Source organism: Salegentibacter chungangensis (assembly GCF_042678405.1).
Classification (GTDB): Bacteria; Bacteroidota; Bacteroidia; order Flavobacteriales; family Flavobacteriaceae; genus Salegentibacter_A; species Salegentibacter_A chungangensis.
The window spans coordinates 1,011,375-1,028,092 of record NZ_JBHTLI010000001.1; the positions used below are offsets into that span (position 1 = coordinate 1,011,375).

At 43.8% G+C, this 16,718-nt stretch carries 16 protein-coding genes; 7 read left to right on the forward strand and 9 right to left on the reverse strand.

Translation table 11 applies throughout. The features are described 5' to 3' along the window. Positions 1–65 precede the first annotated feature (65 nt). Genes ACFQ3Q_RS04535 through ACFQ3Q_RS04550 form a run of 4 tightly spaced genes read left to right on the forward strand, consistent with a single transcriptional unit; the run spans position 66 to position 6,982 of the window. Positions 66–2,189, forward strand: coding sequence for a hypothetical protein (locus ACFQ3Q_RS04535; protein WP_380743365.1), 2,124 nt, complete (start codon positions 66–68; stop codon positions 2,187–2,189). Positions 2,190–2,200: 11 nt separating this feature from the next. Continuing rightward, on the forward strand, positions 2,201–3,850 hold the full coding sequence (locus tag ACFQ3Q_RS04540; protein ID WP_380743367.1) for a family 16 glycosylhydrolase: 1,650 nt from the start codon (positions 2,201–2,203) through the stop codon (positions 3,848–3,850). 60 nt (positions 3,851–3,910) lie between these two features. Beyond that, positions 3,911–6,202, forward strand: a complete 2,292-nt coding sequence (gene bglX, locus ACFQ3Q_RS04545; RefSeq protein WP_380743369.1) for a beta-glucosidase BglX — start codon at positions 3,911–3,913, stop codon at positions 6,200–6,202. Positions 6,203–6,208: 6 nt separating this feature from the next. Beyond that, positions 6,209–6,982: a glycoside hydrolase family 16 protein gene (locus ACFQ3Q_RS04550; RefSeq protein ID WP_380743371.1), complete on the forward strand. Its 774-nt coding sequence runs from the start codon at positions 6,209–6,211 to the stop codon at positions 6,980–6,982. 101 nt (positions 6,983–7,083) lie between these two features. Here the strand turns inward: ACFQ3Q_RS04550 and ACFQ3Q_RS04555 are convergent, their stop codons facing one another. From ACFQ3Q_RS04555 to ACFQ3Q_RS04565, 3 genes are all read right to left on the reverse strand, one after another. Further along, positions 7,084–7,392, reverse strand: coding sequence for a hypothetical protein (locus tag ACFQ3Q_RS04555; RefSeq protein ID WP_380743373.1), 309 nt, complete (start codon positions 7,390–7,392; stop codon positions 7,084–7,086). A gap of 47 nt (positions 7,393–7,439) precedes the next feature. After that, positions 7,440–7,685, reverse strand: a complete 246-nt coding sequence (locus tag ACFQ3Q_RS04560) for a hypothetical protein (RefSeq protein ID WP_380743375.1) — start codon at positions 7,683–7,685, stop codon at positions 7,440–7,442. 104 nt (positions 7,686–7,789) lie between these two features. Then, positions 7,790–8,953: a 3-deoxy-D-manno-octulosonic acid transferase gene (locus tag ACFQ3Q_RS04565; protein WP_380743377.1), complete on the reverse strand. Its 1,164-nt coding sequence runs from the start codon at positions 8,951–8,953 to the stop codon at positions 7,790–7,792. 174 nt (positions 8,954–9,127) lie between these two features. Here ACFQ3Q_RS04565 and ACFQ3Q_RS04570 point away from each other — a divergent pair, with 174 nt between their 5' ends. Both ACFQ3Q_RS04570 and ACFQ3Q_RS04575 read left to right on the forward strand, forming a co-directional pair. Beyond that, the gene (locus ACFQ3Q_RS04570) at positions 9,128–10,261 is read left to right on the forward strand and encodes a DegT/DnrJ/EryC1/StrS family aminotransferase (RefSeq protein WP_380743379.1); all 1,134 of its coding nucleotides are present in this window, start codon (positions 9,128–9,130) and stop codon (positions 10,259–10,261) included. 10 nt (positions 10,262–10,271) lie between these two features. Then, positions 10,272–11,552, forward strand: a complete 1,281-nt coding sequence (locus ACFQ3Q_RS04575; protein WP_380743381.1) for a metal-dependent hydrolase family protein — start codon at positions 10,272–10,274, stop codon at positions 11,550–11,552. A gap of 70 nt (positions 11,553–11,622) precedes the next feature. Here the strand turns inward: ACFQ3Q_RS04575 and fabD are convergent, their stop codons facing one another. From fabD to ACFQ3Q_RS04600, 5 genes are all read right to left on the reverse strand, one after another. Beyond that, positions 11,623–12,504 carry an ACP S-malonyltransferase gene (fabD, locus tag ACFQ3Q_RS04580; RefSeq protein WP_380743384.1) on the reverse strand — a complete coding sequence of 294 codons (882 nt, stop codon included), beginning with the start codon at positions 12,502–12,504 and terminating at the stop codon, positions 11,623–11,625. A gap of 94 nt (positions 12,505–12,598) precedes the next feature. Next, complete coding sequence (locus ACFQ3Q_RS04585; protein ID WP_380743386.1) at positions 12,599–13,099, reverse strand: pyridoxamine 5'-phosphate oxidase family protein; 501 nt, start codon at positions 13,097–13,099, stop codon at positions 12,599–12,601. 105 nt (positions 13,100–13,204) lie between these two features. After that, positions 13,205–14,071: a fructosamine kinase family protein gene (locus ACFQ3Q_RS04590; protein ID WP_380743388.1), complete on the reverse strand. Its 867-nt coding sequence runs from the start codon at positions 14,069–14,071 to the stop codon at positions 13,205–13,207. Then, the gene (locus ACFQ3Q_RS04595; protein WP_380743390.1) at positions 14,058–14,540 is read right to left on the reverse strand and encodes a dihydrofolate reductase; all 483 of its coding nucleotides are present in this window, start codon (positions 14,538–14,540) and stop codon (positions 14,058–14,060) included. The genes ACFQ3Q_RS04590 and ACFQ3Q_RS04595 overlap by 14 nt, the downstream gene beginning before the upstream one ends. Before the next feature lies 1 nt (position 14,541). Next, on the reverse strand, positions 14,542–14,985 hold the full coding sequence (locus ACFQ3Q_RS04600) for a 2TM domain-containing protein (RefSeq protein WP_380743392.1): 444 nt from the start codon (positions 14,983–14,985) through the stop codon (positions 14,542–14,544). Positions 14,986–15,049: 64 nt separating this feature from the next. Here ACFQ3Q_RS04600 and ACFQ3Q_RS04605 point away from each other — a divergent pair, with 64 nt between their 5' ends. After that, entirely contained in the window at positions 15,050–16,135 is a 1,086-nt protein-coding gene (locus ACFQ3Q_RS04605; RefSeq protein WP_380743395.1) for an aminotransferase class V-fold PLP-dependent enzyme, read from the forward strand. A 1-nt stretch (position 16,136) separates the two neighbouring features. On the opposite strand, the gene ACFQ3Q_RS04610 is transcribed toward ACFQ3Q_RS04605, so the two are convergent. Further along, positions 16,137–16,712 carry a hypothetical protein gene (locus tag ACFQ3Q_RS04610; protein WP_380743397.1) on the reverse strand — a complete coding sequence of 192 codons (576 nt, stop codon included), beginning with the start codon at positions 16,710–16,712 and terminating at the stop codon, positions 16,137–16,139. Positions 16,713–16,718 lie beyond the last annotated feature (6 nt).

Here is a 16,718-nt window from a genome sequence, read left to right on the forward strand (position 1 = left end):
GAGACCTATTCAAAAAGATAATTTCAGCCGGTTCTTAAAGTATCCGGTTGCTAAAAATTAAACGTATGAAAAAATATTTTAAAATAATCTTATCGGTTTTTCTTGCCGCCTCAGTGATGAGTTGTGTAAGTGATGACGATGCTATGGTGGACCTCTCCAGCCTGGAGGCTCCGTCTAATCTGGGAGCGAATTTCCAGATCACCCAGGATAATACAGGCCTGGTTACCGTAACTCCAACAGGGGACGGTGCAGTACTTTATGATGTTGATTTTGGTGATGGTTCAAGCCCAGCCGAAGACCTTGAAACGGGAGAATCTGTAGAGCATATCTATGATGAAGGTGAATACGAGGTTGTAGTGACCGGAAAGAACCTTAACGGGGAAATGAGACAGGGTTCTCAACCGCTAACGGTATCCTTCCGCGCTCCTGAAAACCTGGAGACTGAGATCGTAAAAGATGCTGAGAACAATTATAAGATCACGGTTACTGCAAATGCCCAGTACGCTGCGATGTTCGAAGTTTATTTTGGAGAGGCAACAGGCGATGAATCTTCAGATGAAGACGAAGAGCCGGTTCTTTTGATGCCGGGCGAATCAGTTACGTATACCTATGAGAATGTTGGAGATTATAACGTAAGAGTGGTGGCTCTAAGTGGAGGTGCCGCAACTACAGAAGTGACCAAGGAGGTTTCCATAACCGATCCTTTGTTCCTACCAATAGATTTTGAATCGGAAACGCTTAACTATACCTTCTACAACTTTGGAGGAGGAGAAGGGGCAGGAGCTCCTGTGATCGATAATCCTGATCCTTCGGGAATCAATACCAGCAGTAAAGTGGCTTCTTATACCAAGCCTTCAGGTTCTGAAGTTTGGGCAGGAACAACCATTGCCCTGGATGAGCCAATAGACTTCTCATCTAAGCGCTATGTGAGTGTAGATGTATGGTCCCCAACTGCGGGTACGCCGGTTTTATTCAAAATTGAGAATCTTGACGATTCGGGTATTTTTGTTGAATCCACAGCTACCACTACGGTGAGCAATGCCTGGGAAACACTTGTTTTTGATCTTACCGCTATAGATCCTGCAGTTGAGTATGGCAGAATAGCCCTGTTCTTTAACTTTGGAACACCGGGTACGGGAGAGACATACTACTTCGATAATATTCAGACCACTAGGCTGGAAAAGGTTGATCTGCCACTGAACTTTGAAAACGAGAACCTTTCTTATACCTGGAACGGATTTGGAGGAGCCTCTGGTTCTGTGATAGATAATCCTGATGTAACCGGAGCTAACAGCAGTGCTAAGGTAAGCCAGCTGACCAAAGGTGACGGCGCTGAAACCTGGGCGGGAATTTCGATGAACCTTGACGGGGCCGTAGACTTTACCAACGGAACCACCGTGAAGATGAAAGTATGGTCTCCAAAGGCAGGAACGCCTATCCTGTTTAAAATGGAAGATTCACAATCGGCTCCTGATAATAACGGAAATCCTTCGGTTGTAGTTGAGGTTGTGGAGAACACCACCACTTCAAACCAGTGGGAAGAAATGACCTTCGATCTTACCGATTTTGATGCTTTCGATCCGAATAACAGCTATGACAGGGTGATCGTATTCTACGACTTCGGAAACACCGGAGACGGTTCCACCTTCTATTTTGATGATATCCGTCTTACCTCTGAAGCGCAGGCAACTTCGGTAGCACTTCCGTTGTATTTTGAAGCTGAAGCCCTTACCTATACCTGGAACGGGTTTGGAGGAGCCTCAGGATCTGTGATCGCTAACCCAGATCCTTCAGGGATCAACAGCAGTTCCAGGGTATCTGAACTTACTAAAGGTGACGGAGCCGAGACCTGGGCAGGAATTTCCCTGAACCTTGAGGAAGCTGTTAATTTCTCTAACGGAACCACCATCAAAATGAAGGCCTGGTCTCCAAAAGAAGGCGTTCCGGTCTTATTCAAATTTGAAGATTCACAGTCGGCGCCTGATAATAACGGAAATCCATCTGTGGTTGTTGAGGTGATTGAAAATACCGCCACCTCAAATGAGTGGGAAGAAATGACCTTTGATCTGACAAGCTTTGATGCTTTCGATCCTAATGCCAACTATGACAGGGTGGTTATCTTCTACGACTTCGGGACTAACGGAGACGGCTCTACCTTCTATTTTGACGATATTCAACTTACTAATTAATAGGAATGAAAATGAAAAATTTAATTAAGATAAGTCTTTCGGTACTGACTTTGGCACTCTTTGTCTCCTGTACACAAGACTATGATATTGGTGAAATCACGAAACCAACCAATCTGGATGTGACTACTGAAGTTGTTGGGCAATCTGAAGAGATGCCCAACGGAGACGGAAGCGGTGCTGTAAAGTTTAGCGCCTCAGCCGATAATGCGATGAGCTACCGGTTTATTTACGGAGACGGTTTTGAAGAAGTTTCCGCAAGCGGGGAGACCACCCACAGCTTTAACAAGAACGGGGTGAACGATTATACCGTAAAGGTGATCGCTTCAGGGACCGCTGGAAACTCAGCCAATACCACTGAAACTGTTACCGTGTTTAGTGATTTCAGTGACCCTGAAACCAAGCAACTGCTTACAGGAGGAAGTACCAAGACCTGGTATGTGGCTGCTGCAGAGCCTGGCCACCTGGGGGTAGGTCCAAGTTCAGGCGAGGGCTTTACCAGCCCGGTATGGTATGCAGCAGTTCCTTTCGAAAAAGCAGGAGCTCCATCCAGTTCTTGTTTCTATACTGATGAAATGACCTTTAGCCTTAATGCTAACGATAATATCGAGTACGTATATAACAACAACGGGCAAACCTTCTTTAACGTGGATTATGTTGCTGAATTTGGTGGCAGCGGTGAAGGAGACCAGTGTATAGATTACGATGATTCTTCAGTGAAATCTGTTTCGCTTTCTCCTGCTACTTCAGGAGTTCCTGCAGAGCTTACCACCGGTACTGCGATCAATATCTCTGATGGCGGAACTATGAGCTATTATATTGGCGCCAGCACTTATGAGGTACTTTCTATAGACGAGAACACTATGCACGTAAGGGCAATTATGGGTAATAATCCTGCACTTGCCTGGTATCTTAAATTCACCACTGCCCAGGGAGAACCTGAAGAAGAGGAGGAATTCCAGTCTGAATTCAATGAACTGGTATGGTCTGATGAATTTGACGGGGATGGAACGCTAAATTCAGATAAGTGGAACTTTGAAACCGGGAATAACGATGGTTGGGGAAATCAGGAACTTCAGTATTACACCGAGGAGAACGCGGTGATAGAAGACGGGATCCTTAAGATAAATGCAGTAGCAGAATCCACTAACGGTTTCGATTACTCTTCTGCGAGGATCACCACTATGGATAAGTTTGAATTCACTTACGGACGGGTGGAAGTAAGAGCCAAGATGCCGGAAGGTGGAGGAACCTGGCCTGCGATCTGGATGCTTGGAGCCAATTTCCCTGAAGCGGGATGGCCTGAAGCGGGTGAGATAGATATTATGGAATATAAGGGGAATGAACCCGGGGTTGTGCACGGAACACTGCATATGCCGGGGAATTTCGCCGGGGATGCTATAACCGAAACCACAACGGTAAGCGATGCTGCTTCTGAATTCCATAACTACGGTGTGGAGTGGTCTGAAGATCGTATCCTCTTTCTTGTAGATGACGTGGTGTATCATGAATTCGAGAACACTGCCGATAGTCCTTTCAACGATCCTTTCTTTCTTATCCTGAATCTTGCGATGGGAGGAACTTTTGGCGGAGATGTAGCTGGCGACTTTAGTCAGGCTACCTTCGAGATCGATTATGTAAGAGTTTACCAGGCTGCGGAATAATTGCAATCAAAATAATCCTGAGGCGGGCCGCAATACCCGCCTCTTTTCTTAAAAAGTATTATGAAAAAGTTACTGATTTTAATCGGGCTGATCTCTATTGCCACACTTTATGCCTTTAATGCAGAATCTGATAAGAGGTTTGGCAAGGGGAAAGACCCGAAAGATATAGACCGGAAAGTAGATTCGGTTCTGGCCTTAATGACTCTTGATGAGAAGATTGGCCAGATGGTACAGTATAACGGCTCCTGGGATGTTACAGGACCCGCTACCGGTACCGATAATAAGAAAAAGCTGGAAAATCTAAAAAAAGGTCTTGTGGGCTCTATGCTTAATGTGACCTCGGTAAAAAATACCAGGGAGGCACAACGGATCATAATGGAAAATTCGAGGCTGAAGATTCCGTTAATCTTCGCTTATGATGTGATTCACGGCTACCAGACCATGTTTCCCGTACCGCTTGGAGAAAGCGCCAGCTGGGACCTGGAGTTAATGGAGAAAACCGCCCGTGTTGCTGCCAGGGAAACTGCGGCTTCAGGGGTGCACTGGACCTTTGCGCCTATGATGGATGTTTCCCGTGATGCCAGGTGGGGGCGTATTATGGAAGGTGCCGGGGAAGACCCTTACCTTAATTCAAAGATCGCTGTGGCCAGAATCAATGGCTTTCAGGGAGAGGATTTAAGCGATCCATTGACCATTGCGGCCTGTGCCAAGCATTTTGCCGGATACGGTTTTGCTGAAGGCGGAAGGGATTACAATACGGTGAATATCGGCCTGCACGAATTACACAATAGCATTCTGCCGCCTTTTAAAGCAGCTGCCGATGCCGGAGTGGCAACATTTATGAACTCCTTCAATGAAATTGACGGAGTACCGGCAACTGCAAGCAAATACCTGCAAAGAGATCTTTTGAAAGGCAAATGGGGCTGGGACGGATTCATCGTTTCGGACTGGGGTTCTATAGCCGAGCTTATTCCTCACGGGGTGGCAGCCGATAAAAAACAGGCTGCCGAGATGGCTGTAAAAGCCGGAAGTGATATGGATATGGAAGGCGGGGCCTACGAAAGCTCTTTACGGGAGCTAGTGGAGAATGGAGAGGTAGAAGAAGCCCTGATCGATAATTCGGTGAAAAGAATACTTCGTTTAAAATTTGAACTTGGACTTTTTGACGATCCTTATAAATATTTTGATGAAGAGCTGGAGAAAAAGGAACTTTACTCTGAGGCGAATCAGCAGGTAGCCCTTGAAGCGGCAAAGAAATCTATTGTTCTTCTGAAGAATGAAGCAGATATACTTCCGGTAAAAAAGGGAGTTAGGAATATTGCCGTGATCGGTCCTTTGGCTGATGATAAAGATAGTCCGCTTGGGAACTGGCGGGCACACGCGGTGGAGAATTCGGCTGTGTCCGTACTTGAGGGAATCAGGAATCACGCTCCCGAAGGAGTAAAAGTATCTTATGCAAAAGGAGCGGAACTTTCAACAGGGAAGCGTGGGTTTCTGGATCCTATGAGCATAAATAAAACCGATAGGAGCGGATTTGCTGAAGCTGTTAAACTTGCCGGGGAAGCTGACCTTGTATTCCTCGTGGTAGGGGAAGATGCCTACCAGACCGGGGAAGGCCGTAGCCAGACCGATATTGGATTTGCCGGAGTACAGGATGAGCTAATAGAGCAGGTCACCGGGGCGAACAGCAATGTGGTGATGCTGCTTATGAACGGGAGACCAATGGATATTACTGCAAGCTCAGAGAAGGTTTCAGCTATTCTTGAAACCTGGCTTTTAGGGTCTCAGCACGGAAATGCCGTGGCAGAAGTGGTCTTCGGAAAATATAATCCTTCCGGGAAACTTCCGGTTTCATTCCCGAGAAATGTGGGACAGGAACCCTTATATTACAACCAGAAAAATACCGGCAGGCCTTCGGGTGGAGAACAGGTTACCTGGTCTCATTACACAGATTCTCGTCGTGATGCATTGTATCCTTTCGGTTATGGCCTTAGTTATACTGATTTTGAATACGGAGAGATCAGTCTTGATAAGAACGAATTTTCCAAGGACGGAAAGATCACTGCCTCCATAGAAGTGACCAATACCGGAGACGTTGCCGGAGAGGAAGTGGTCCAGCTGTATTTAAGAGACTTTATAGGGAGCATTACCCGTCCGGTAAAAGAACTGAAAGCATTTCAGAAGGTAGAATTACAGCCTGGCCAGACTAAAAAGCTTAGTTTTACGATAGACGAAGAAATGATCTCCTATTTCACAAGAAATAAGAAATGGGAAGCTGAAGCGGGGGAATTCAAATTATTTATCGGGGGGAATTCCGTAGACCTGAAAGAAACCGGATTTGAATATAAATAAACAATTATGCTGAAATATAGAATTCTAGGAATTGGCCTTGCGATGATGGCCGGTTCTTTTGTTTACGCCCAGGAAAAAAAGGAACTCGTGTGGGAGGAAGATTTTAACGGAGATAGCCTTTCTATGGAGAACTGGAGCTATGAGACTGGTGACGGTTGCCCCGATATTTGTGGCTGGGGAAACAACGAACGGCAGATCTATAATGAAGATTATGTATCTGTAAAAGATGGTAATCTTGTGATTACGGCAAACAAAGTTGGTGATACCTATTACAGCGGGAAGATCAATACCAAAGACAAGTTCGAGTTTCAGTACGGGATAGTGGAAGTTCGTGCTAAAGTGCCCGCTGGTCACGGATTATGGCCTGCTGTCTGGATGCTGGGGGCAAACATCAATGAAGCCGGTTGGCCCGGTTCAGGAGAGATCGATATTATGGAATTCGTGGGGAGACAACCCGATGTGATACATACCTCCCTGCATACTCCTGCCAGTCACGGAGATACCGAGAATACAATGGAAACTCACGTAGAGAACGTAACTGAAGATTTTCATACCTACAAGATCGATTGGAGTAAAGAAGCGATAGAATTTTATATAGACGGAGAGAAGGTGTATACTTTTTCACCTGAAGAGAAGAATGAAAAGACCTATCCTTACGATCACCCCTTCTACTTTTTGCTGAATATGGCCGTAGGAGGTAATTTTGGGGGTCCCGAGGTAGACGATTCTATCTTCCCGAAACAATTTCTTATAGACTATATTAAAGTCTATAAATCTTAAGATTCCGGAGCTGCAAAACAAAAAAATCCCTTTCTGGTCAGGAAAGGGATTTTTTTTGTTGGTTAATAAGTTATAATCAGATTCTGTAGAATACGATTAGATTAATTATCGTCAGTTCCTTCAATCTCTCCTTCAACTTCATTAGCTGCTTTCTTAACAGCATCACCTGTTTCATTGGCAGCGTTTTCAACGGCATCTCCGGCGTCCTGAGCGGCTTCTTCAATGTCGTCTCCAACATCGTCCATATCGTCATTAACATCATCCATTTCATCTTCATGCATTTCGTCCATATTATCCATATCGTCCTCATGCATTTCCATTTCATCCTTTTCTTCTTTGGTTTCCCTGCAGGATGTAAATACTGTGCTGATACTAAATATTATAGCCAGTAATAAAATTGATCGTTTCATAATTTGGTTGTTTTATTTATTAATGTTTTTAAAGAGCCGACTGTAGTTTAGTTATCGTCTCCTATTTTTTCGATCTCCTCGTCGATTTCCTTATTTACTTCCTTGTCCACCTCTTTGGCGGTTCTTTCAAGAATACCTTCTCTTTCTTTTTCTACTTCTACTTCTTTAACTTCAGGCTCCTTTTCCACTTCTACCTCTTTGATCACTGTTTCTTTTTCCTTCGTATCTCTACAGGAAATTAAACTTGATGCACTCATAATAAGTAAAGTAGCTAAAACAAAAACTCGTTTCATGATTTAGGGTTTTTTAGTTCATAAATCGAAATTACGACTTATATGGGTTGAAGCTGCTATTTTTGTAAATTTTTAAGATAATACCTTAAAAAACATTGAAATTTTCAGGGGTTTTGGTGCAGGTAAGACTGAATTGTACGGGTAGCACCGGTATTGGAGCTTATAAAATGTCCCGAGATCATACCGGTTTTTTCCCGAAAACCCCTGTTTTCTATAAGTTTTAAGAGGACCTGGGACAGCTCTTCTTTAGTTGAAACTGAAAAGAGTCCTGCCAGTCGCTGAAGTTTTTTCGCTTCAGGAAACTTGTCGAAGTTCTTACCTATTATTACCGGGATGCCGAAAGTTGCCGGTTCCAGAATATTGTGCAGCCCGGTATTTCCGGCTGCTCCGCCAACGTAAGAAATATCGGCATAACTGTAGATCTTGCTTAAAAGACCTATGGTGTCAATTATCAGTACTTTATGATCTTTTAGGTTTTTATCCTCCATTTCGGAAAAGAGCACTACTGGAAGCTTTATCTTTTCCTGGAGCTTTTTGACCTTTTCGGGTTTTATTTCGTGGGGGGCAATGATGAATTTGGCACCTTCTGGAGCAGAGTTGATATATGGAATCAGCAGTTCATCGTCTTCAGGCCAGGTGCTTCCCGCAACAACAGCAAGCTCATCCTGTAGGAATTCTTCGATGAACTCCAGCTTATTGTCATATTCAATCTGCCGGGAAACCCTGTCGAATCTTGTGTCTCCGCTAATACTTACATTTTTAAAGCCTATGGAATTCAGCAGTTCCTGAGATTTCTTATTCTGAACAAAAAAGTGCTCGAAGCTGTACAGGGCTTTTTTCATCCAGCCGCCGTATGGCTTAAAGAAAACCTGGTTTTCTCTGAAGGCCCCCGATACCAGGAAAGTTCTGATCTGCCGTTTTTTTAATTCCGCCAGGAAGTTGGGCCAGATATCGTATTTGATAAAAAGGGTCAGTTCCGGATGGGCAAGGTCAAGGAATTTTCTGGCATTCTTCGGAGTATCCAGCGGGAGATAGGTGATCACATCGGCAAGCGGATGCTTTTTCTTGTTTTCATAACCCGAGGGAGAGAAGAAAGTCACCAGGATTCGGTGATTCTGATAGTCTTCTTTCAGCATTTCCATCACAGGGACAGCCTGTTCGAACTCTCCCAGGGAGGCCGCATGCACCCAGATGATCCTGTCCTCTGGGGTAATTTCCTTTTCCAGCTTTGAGAAAACTTCTTTCCGGCCTTCGGTAAAAAGCTTCATTTTATTACTGAAATTACCTGCTATGGGAAGTAGGACTTCCGAAGTTCTGACTATGAAATTATAAACTGAATGCAATGCTTTTATTTTCTGATTGCTAAAATAGGCCTTTCCTTAAAATTGGATTGGCGATAGGGGTGATATTTCGTATTTTCGTCACACTACAATAAAAAATACATGAAGAAGATACAAATGGTTGACCTTAAAGGTCAATTTGCCACGATTAAAGATGAAGTGAACGAGTCCCTGCAGGAGGTTTTGGAGTCTACTGCCTTTATAAACGGGCCTCAGGTTCATAATTTCCAGAAAGAACTTGAAGATTACCTTGGGGTGAAGCATGTGATTCCCTGTGCCAATGGAACCGATGCCCTGCAAATAGCTATGATGGGACTGGGCCTTAAGCCCGGAGATGAGGTGATTACGGCAGATTTTACTTTTGCAGCCACGGTGGAAGTGATTGCTCTTTTGCAACTTACCCCGGTGTTGGTAGATGTAGAACCTGATACGTTTAATATAGATCCCGAAGCCATACGCAAGGCAATTACGCCGAAAACCAAGGCTATTGTTCCTGTGCATCTTTTCGGGCAGACTGCCGATATGGATGCGATTATGGAAATTGCCAGGGAGCATAACCTGTATGTGATTGAAGATAATGCCCAGGCCATAGGCGGTAATTTTCATTCAAAAGAAAACAAGACCTATAAGACCGGGGCTATTGGAGATATAGGTGCTACGTCTTTCTTCCCTTCCAAAAATCTTGGGTGCTATGGGGACGGCGGAGCCATCTTTACCAATAATGATGAACTTGCGCATACCATTAAGGGCGTAGTAAACCACGGAATGTACGAGCGTTACCATCACGATGTCGTAGGGGTAAACTCAAGGCTGGACAGCATGCAGGCTGCGGTGTTGAGAGCTAAACTTCCAAGGCTTGACAAGTATAACGAGGCCAGACGCCAGGCAGCAAATAAATATGACCAGGCTTTTAAAGGTCAGGAGCATATAGTGACTCCCTTTCTGAAAGGAGCGCCAGATACCCACGTTTATCACCAATATACCTTACAGATCACTAACGGAAAGCGTGATGCCCTTGTGAAACACCTGCAGGCGAATGATATCCCTTGCGGGGTGTATTATCCAATCCCGTTGCACAAGCAAAAGGCTTATGCCGATGAAAGGTATAATGAGGCAGATTTTGAGGTAACCAACCGTTTGGTGAAAGAGGTGGTCTCATTGCCTATGCATACCGAATTGGAAGATGACCAGATAGATCATATTACCAAAGCGGTGATAGAATTTGTGAATAACTAAATCCTTATATATGAAAAAACTTTTAATGCTGTTCTTTGGGATGGCCCTTTCAACCGGAGTCCAGGCTCAGGATATTTACATCCAGGCGGGAAAATTAGTAGATACTAAGAACGGAAAAGTACTGAATGAAAAGACCATCATAGTTTCCGGGAACAGGATTAAAAGTGTGGAAGACGGTTATGTGTCTCCAGAAAAAGAAGAGGACAGCCTTATTCAATTAAGGGATAAGACCTTATTACCGGGGCTTACCGATATGCACGTACACCTGGAAAGTGAGTCGAATCCAAAAGCCTACCTTCAGCGCTATACCGATAATGAAGCCGATCTTGCGTTTAAATCTATAGGTTTTGCTGAAAAGACATTACTTGCGGGCTTCACTACGGTTCGTGATGTTGGTGGCACGGGAGTAAATATCTCTCTTCGCGATGCCATCAATAAGGGTGAAGTGATGGGGCCTCGAATCTTTACTTCGGGAAAATCGCTTGCAACCACGGGGGGACACGCCGACCCTACTAACGGGATGAATAAAAAGCTTGTTGGGGATCCCGGGCCAAAGGAAGGTGTGGTGAACGGGGTGGCCGATGCCAGGAAAGCGGTTAGACAACGCTATAAGAACGGAGCCGATATGATAAAGATCACCGCTACCGGAGGGGTGCTAAGTGTGGCCAAGAGCAGTTCCAATCCGCAGTTTACCCTGGAAGAAATCCAGGGTATTACCGAAACTGCCAAAGATTACGGATTTCACGTCGCCGCCCACGCCCACGGAGATGAAGGAATGCAGAGGGCCGTAAGAGGCGGGGTGAAGACCATTGAGCACGGAACGCTTATGAGTAAGGAAACGATGGATATTATGAAAGAATATGATGCTTATCTTGTTCCTACTATTACAGCCGGAAAAGAAGTGACAGAAAAGGCTGAAATTGAAGGCTATTATCCCGAACTGGTTGTGCCTAAAGCTAAAGAGATAGGACCTAAGATCCAGAATACTTTTGCTGAAGCTTATAAAAGGGGAGTGGGTATTGCATTCGGGACAGATGCAGGCGTTTTTAAGCACGGAGAAAATGCCCGTGAATTCGTTTATATGACTGAAGCCGGGATGCCGGCAATGGAAGCTATCCAAAGTGCAACCATTATTCCTGCGCGAATCCTTAAACTTGAAGAGAGGACAGGACAGATCGCGCCTGGTTTCTATGCCGATATTATTGCGGTAGATGAAGACCCGACCAAAAATATCGAAACCCTGAAAAAGGTTAAGTTTGTGATGAAGGAAGGGAAGATCTATAAAATGTAATTTCCCACATAAAAAATAAAAAAGCCCTGAAGTGATTCAGGGCTTTTTTTTATTGTTGGTCTTATATCTTTTAAATAGTAGCAGATGCGGTTTCTGCGCTTCTGTCAATTTTCTTAACCAGCCCTTGTAAGACCTTTCCGGGGCCTACTTCAGTGAAGTGGGTCGCTCCGTCCTTGATCATATTCTGAACGGATTGTGTCCATTTAACCGGTGCCGTAAGCTGGAATACAAGGTTTTTCTTGATCTCTTCGGGGTCTGTCACTGCAAATGTGCTTACGTTCTGGTATACCGGGCAAATCGGTTTATTAAAGGTCGCATTTTCAATAGCCTCTGCGAGTTCTTTCCTTGCCGGCTCCATTAAAGGAGAGTGAAATGCTCCGCCTACTGGAAGCAGCATAGCTCTTCGGGCTCCTTTTTCCTTTAGTTTTTCACAGGCTTCTTCAACAGCCTTTACTTCTCCGGAAATGACCAGCTGTCCGGGACAATTATAGTTTGCCGCGACTACGGTGCCATCAACTTCAGCACAAACAGCTTCCACCATTTCATCTTCCAGCCCCAGGACCGCGGCCATAGTTGAAGGCTCCAGTTCACAGGCGTGCTGCATAGCCATAGCCCGTTTATAAACCAGTTTCAGTCCGTCCTCAAAACTCAGCACCCCGTTGGCTACAAGTGCAGAAAATTCTCCAAGAGAGTGGCCGGCAACCATATCGGGTTTAAAGCTGTCTCCCAGTACTTTGCTCAGAATTACAGAATGAAGGAATACTGCAGGCTGGGTAACCTTGGTTTGCTTAAGGTCTTCGGCAGAACCCTCGAACATGATATCAGTTATGGAATAGCCTAAGATATCGTTAGCCTTTTTGAAAAGTTCCTGGGCTTTTTCAGATTTTTCGTAAAGGTCTTTGCCCATCCCTTGATACTGTGCGCCCTGACCCGGAAATATATATGCGTTCATAGTGTTTTCATTTTGGTTCGGCTAAAATAAGAAACTAAATAAAAAAGACCTCATAACCACTAAGAGTTATAAGGTCTTTCGACAAATACAGCCTTTACAGATTCAATTTTCCTTTTTCACCAATGTCTTTTTGGTTCCCGTTTAGGGCCGACATTCCTATCTTTAAAAGGCTTATGTATTTATTTTGTTTAGTGTCCCAATAGTAGGCGCTTTTAGGGCTTACCACTAATGCGGTAAGATTGGGGTCGTCTATACCATCAAACCAGGCATCATCTATTTTGCTATAAAGTTCTTCCAGTATTTTTTTATCCGTACTTACAGAGGCCTTTCCGTATACGCTTAAAAATTCCATACCGGAAGGTTTACTGTATAACAGATGTACATCATTATCTTTAACTATATGGTTGTTATGTTCGCTGTCAAGCCTGCTTAAAAACCAGATATTCCCATTTTCATCTACTTTTTTTGTAGACATTGGGATGGCACTAAGCGGTTTATGCCCAATATTGGTGACCATCATCGCGACTCCTATATCCTGCGCCAAATCGGCTAGTTTCTTCCTGGCTTCACTGCTGCTAAGGTTTTCAGTGCTCATTATCTCTGATTTTTTTGATTTATAAAATGAAGATAATAAGCTGCTTATGTGATTTGCGCTAATAAACTCCTAAAAGATATGTTCGCTCTGTTAAGAAGTGTAAAATTAAAGGTATCGTTTAATGATACCCGTTACAGAGTTCAGGTAGCCGCTGCCGAATAAATTAAGATGTACAAGAAGATAATAAAGCTGCCACAGTTTAATTCTGTCTTCAAAGCCTTCTTCCAAAGGAAATTTTTCATTGTAAATATTGAAAAGCCTGTCATTAAAACCGCCAAAGAGTTTCATCATTGCCAGGTCCATTTCCCTTGGGGCGTATGCGGTTGCGGGGTCAATAAGGCAGGGAAGCCCGTCTATATTCACAAGGTAGTTGCCATTCCACAGATCACCGTGAATGAGTGCGGGTGGTTCTTCCGGAATAAGCTTAGGGACCTTATTTAAAAAGGCCCGGATGTTGCCAAGCTCATACTTGCTGTCTCTGGCCATTTTAAACTGTGGTTCCAGGCGCTGGGTGATATAGAATTCTGAAGCCGAACTGCATTTGGTATTATACTGCGGGAGACTTCCTATATAATTGTCTATTCCGAAGCCAAAGGTATCAGAAGTGTTTTTATGCAGAGCGGCCATTTGGGCCCCGAACTTTTCCCAAAAATCCTGGGTCTCCCGCCCCGGGGCTTTATATTCCAGGAGCAGGTAGGATTCTTCGTCCACCTGTCCTGTGGCAATAGCTTCGGGAACGTCAATTACTTTTGGGGCAGCCAAAGCCTGAAGCCCTTCCTTTTCGGCCTCGAACATCCCCGGGTATTTTTCTGCCAGGTTGATTTTGATCACTCTCTTTCCGGAAGCTTCGGTATCGACAAGAAAGACGTTGTTGATATCTCCCCCCGATAGGCTGGAGATCTCGGTGATCTTTAAATTGTTTTCTTCTCCAATCTCACTTATGAGTTTCGTAAAATGCTTATTTACGTTCATAGGTTAAATAGGTAAATGCATAATCGTGATTTTCGTCTTTTTTGTGATGTTCTTCGGCTGTCACCTTCCATTTATTTGTGTCTATTTCCGGGAAATAGGTGTCGGCGTCAAAAGTTCCGTGTACGCGGGTGAGTTCAATTTTATCAGATCTTTCCATCCCCATTTTGTAGATCTCACCTCCGCCTATAATAAAAGGCTGGTCGTCATTCTTTGAAATTTCTAATGCATCCTCCAAAGAATTTACAACTATGGTGCCTTCAGGGCGATAGTCCTTTTTTCGGGTTATCACCACGTGAGTTCGGTTAGGCAGGAGCTTCGGAAAAGACTCAAAGGTTTTCCGGCCCATTATGATATGATGACCGGTAGTAAGTTTTTTAAATCGCTTAAAATCGTCCGGCAGGTGCCATACCAGGTCATTGTCTTTTCCGAGGGCATTATTTTCCGCTGCCGCGGCAATCATTGTGATCATACTAACTATTAATTGGTTGGTCCGGTTTCTCCGGATCTATTTTTTTAGGTTCTTTTTCTTTTTTCGGAGGCAGTGGGAAATCTCTTTTTACATTTTGTTCCAGCTCTGCGATCTTCTCTTTTTGTTTTCTAACAAGCCTTTCCATTTGACGGGCTTCCCATTCCTTGCCCATAAAGCTGTCCACAACAAAAACGTTGAAGAAATGTACCAGCAGGATAAAAGCCCACAGTAACACCGCCCAAACAAACCAGTCATAACCCAGCGGACGAAAATCGCTTTTATAGCCTATAACCACATTGAGGACAATTAAAAAAACTGCGCCAATCAAGAAGACTACAAAGTGCTGGAAAAGCCTTCTTTTCTGGAGGGTTCTTCGGCGTGCATTCTCATATAGCTCACGCTGCTCTGTGTCCAGTTTCGAGGTGTTTTTCTTTTTAGAAAACATAATTAGAAGTAATTTAGTGTCTTATCAAATTTACATTATTTACAAAAAGAATCCTTGCCTGTATATGGATAATTTAAGAAAAGGCTTTCCGGTGTTGGAACAATATACCTATTTGAATACTGCAACTTCAGGCTTGCTCCCTGAAAAAGTATGGGAATTCAGGCAGGATCACGATCTTGATTTCCTGTTACAGGCCAGCCTTCTTAAGGAAAGGCAGGGAGAGATTCTTACGGGGGTCCGGGAAACTGTCGGGAGCTTTTTTGGCTGTGCTCCAAACAGGGTGGCTCTTGTGCCTAATTTCAGTTATGGGTTTAATACCCTGCTTGAAGGGCTCGAAAAACCTAAGAAAGCCCTGCTTTTAAAAAATGATTATCCTTCCATCAACTGGGCTGTAGAATCTCGGAATTATGATGTTTCTTATGCCGAAATTGATGAGCATCTGGAGGAAAATATCGCTGAAGCTCTTAGAAAGGAGGAACCTGATTTCTTTGCCTTTAGTATCGTACAGTATATAAACGGCATAAAACTCAATATCAATTTTCTGAAAAATCTGAAAGAAGAATTTCCGGAAGTGGTATTTGTAGCTGATGGGACCCAATACTGCGGAACAGAAGTTTTCGATTTTGACCATAGCGGGATAGATGTTTTGATAAGCAGCACCTATAAATGGTTGAATGCCGGCTATGGGAACGGGTTTATTCTTTTTAACAAAAACGTACAGCCTAAGATCCTGACGAAAGCCATAGGCTTTAATTCGTTGCAGGGGAAATATAAGGCCCAGGAAGGGAATTTTATAGGGAAGTTCGAGCCTGGTCACCAGGACACCTTGAATTATGGAAGCCTGAAAACTGCACTGGACCTTATTAGCTCTACAGGCCTTGAAAAGGTCGAAACGCAGATCAACAGTTTAAAAGCCAGGGCAAAAGAGCAATTTATGGAACTGGAGCTGCTGGAAGATGCCGTTGCCGCAAGAAAGGAGCATTCTTCAATTTTCAATATTAAAGGTGATGACAAATTATACAGGCACTTGCGAAGCAGAGGTATTATTACTTCGCAACGGGGAAATGGAATAAGGGTGAGTTTCCATTACTTCAATACCGAGGAAGAACTCGGGATATTGATAAAAGAGCTTAAGAAATTCAGGTCTTAAGTTATTCCACAAGTATTCTGTCTCTCTTGTTGCCGGTTGTCAGGTTGTTCAAGTGTATAAAGTACCTGCCGTCTTTTTCGAGTTTTCCTATAACCACCTTCGAATGCCCTTTTTTCCACCTGTAACCTTTCCAGGGACTGTTGAAAATATTATCGGAATCTGTGGCCTCGAGTTCCTTGTCAAATTGAAGGCTGTGTTCCCCTAGTTTCATTTTATCCTTTTTAAAGTATATAAGGATCTCAGGAAGATCATCTGCATCCGGGCTCAAAATGATCGCTTTGTCGGTTTTATCGATTTCGTAAGAGATCTCTCCTTCTTTTTTTAATGTTTCGGGCTTCTCTTCCTTATTAAAAGCTTCCTGAAGTTTTATCTGTTCCCGGATGCTTAGATATTGAAAGTTGGCCTGTTCTTCTGAGCTCAGGTATTCGGCTTCCTTGTTTTGGGGATTAAGCACTATATCCTTTAAGCTGATGCTTTCCTCGTTTAAAAAATTTTTAATGCTCCCTTCTGATTTCTGCGAGTAAATAACGGTACTGCTCAAAAAAAGCAGAAGCATTACAATAAGTAGCTTTTTCATAAGTTG

Coding starts and splice junctions, on each gene's coding strand:
- ACFQ3Q_RS04595 (WP_380743390.1), bottom strand. CDS start 14,540: ATGATCACAATGATTGCCGCGGCAGCGGAAAATAATGCCCTCGGAAAA.
- ACFQ3Q_RS04585 (WP_380743386.1), bottom strand. CDS start 13,099: ATGAGCACTGAAAACCTTAGCAGCAGTGAAGCCAGGAAGAAACTAGCC.
- ACFQ3Q_RS04590 (WP_380743388.1), bottom strand. CDS start 14,071: ATGAACGTAAATAAGCATTTTACGAAACTCATAAGTGAGATTGGAGAA.
- ACFQ3Q_RS04565 (WP_380743377.1), bottom strand. CDS start 8,953: ATGAAGCTTTTTACCGAAGGCCGGAAAGAAGTTTTCTCAAAGCTGGAA.
- ACFQ3Q_RS04555 (WP_380743373.1), bottom strand. CDS start 7,392: ATGAAACGATCAATTTTATTACTGGCTATAATATTTAGTATCAGCACA.
- ACFQ3Q_RS04535 (WP_380743365.1), top strand. CDS start 66: ATGAAAAAATATTTTAAAATAATCTTATCGGTTTTTCTTGCCGCCTCA.
- fabD (WP_380743384.1), bottom strand. CDS start 12,504: ATGAACGCATATATATTTCCGGGTCAGGGCGCACAGTATCAAGGGATG.
- ACFQ3Q_RS04605 (WP_380743395.1), top strand. CDS start 15,050: ATGGATAATTTAAGAAAAGGCTTTCCGGTGTTGGAACAATATACCTAT.
- ACFQ3Q_RS04550 (WP_380743371.1), top strand. CDS start 6,209: ATGCTGAAATATAGAATTCTAGGAATTGGCCTTGCGATGATGGCCGGT.
- ACFQ3Q_RS04570 (WP_380743379.1), top strand. CDS start 9,128: ATGAAGAAGATACAAATGGTTGACCTTAAAGGTCAATTTGCCACGATT.
- ACFQ3Q_RS04540 (WP_380743367.1), top strand. CDS start 2,201: ATGAAAAATTTAATTAAGATAAGTCTTTCGGTACTGACTTTGGCACTC.
- bglX (WP_380743369.1), top strand. CDS start 3,911: ATGAAAAAGTTACTGATTTTAATCGGGCTGATCTCTATTGCCACACTT.
- ACFQ3Q_RS04560 (WP_380743375.1), bottom strand. CDS start 7,685: ATGAAACGAGTTTTTGTTTTAGCTACTTTACTTATTATGAGTGCATCA.
- ACFQ3Q_RS04610 (WP_380743397.1), bottom strand. CDS start 16,712: ATGAAAAAGCTACTTATTGTAATGCTTCTGCTTTTTTTGAGCAGTACC.
- ACFQ3Q_RS04600 (WP_380743392.1), bottom strand. CDS start 14,985: ATGTTTTCTAAAAAGAAAAACACCTCGAAACTGGACACAGAGCAGCGT.
- ACFQ3Q_RS04575 (WP_380743381.1), top strand. CDS start 10,272: ATGAAAAAACTTTTAATGCTGTTCTTTGGGATGGCCCTTTCAACCGGA.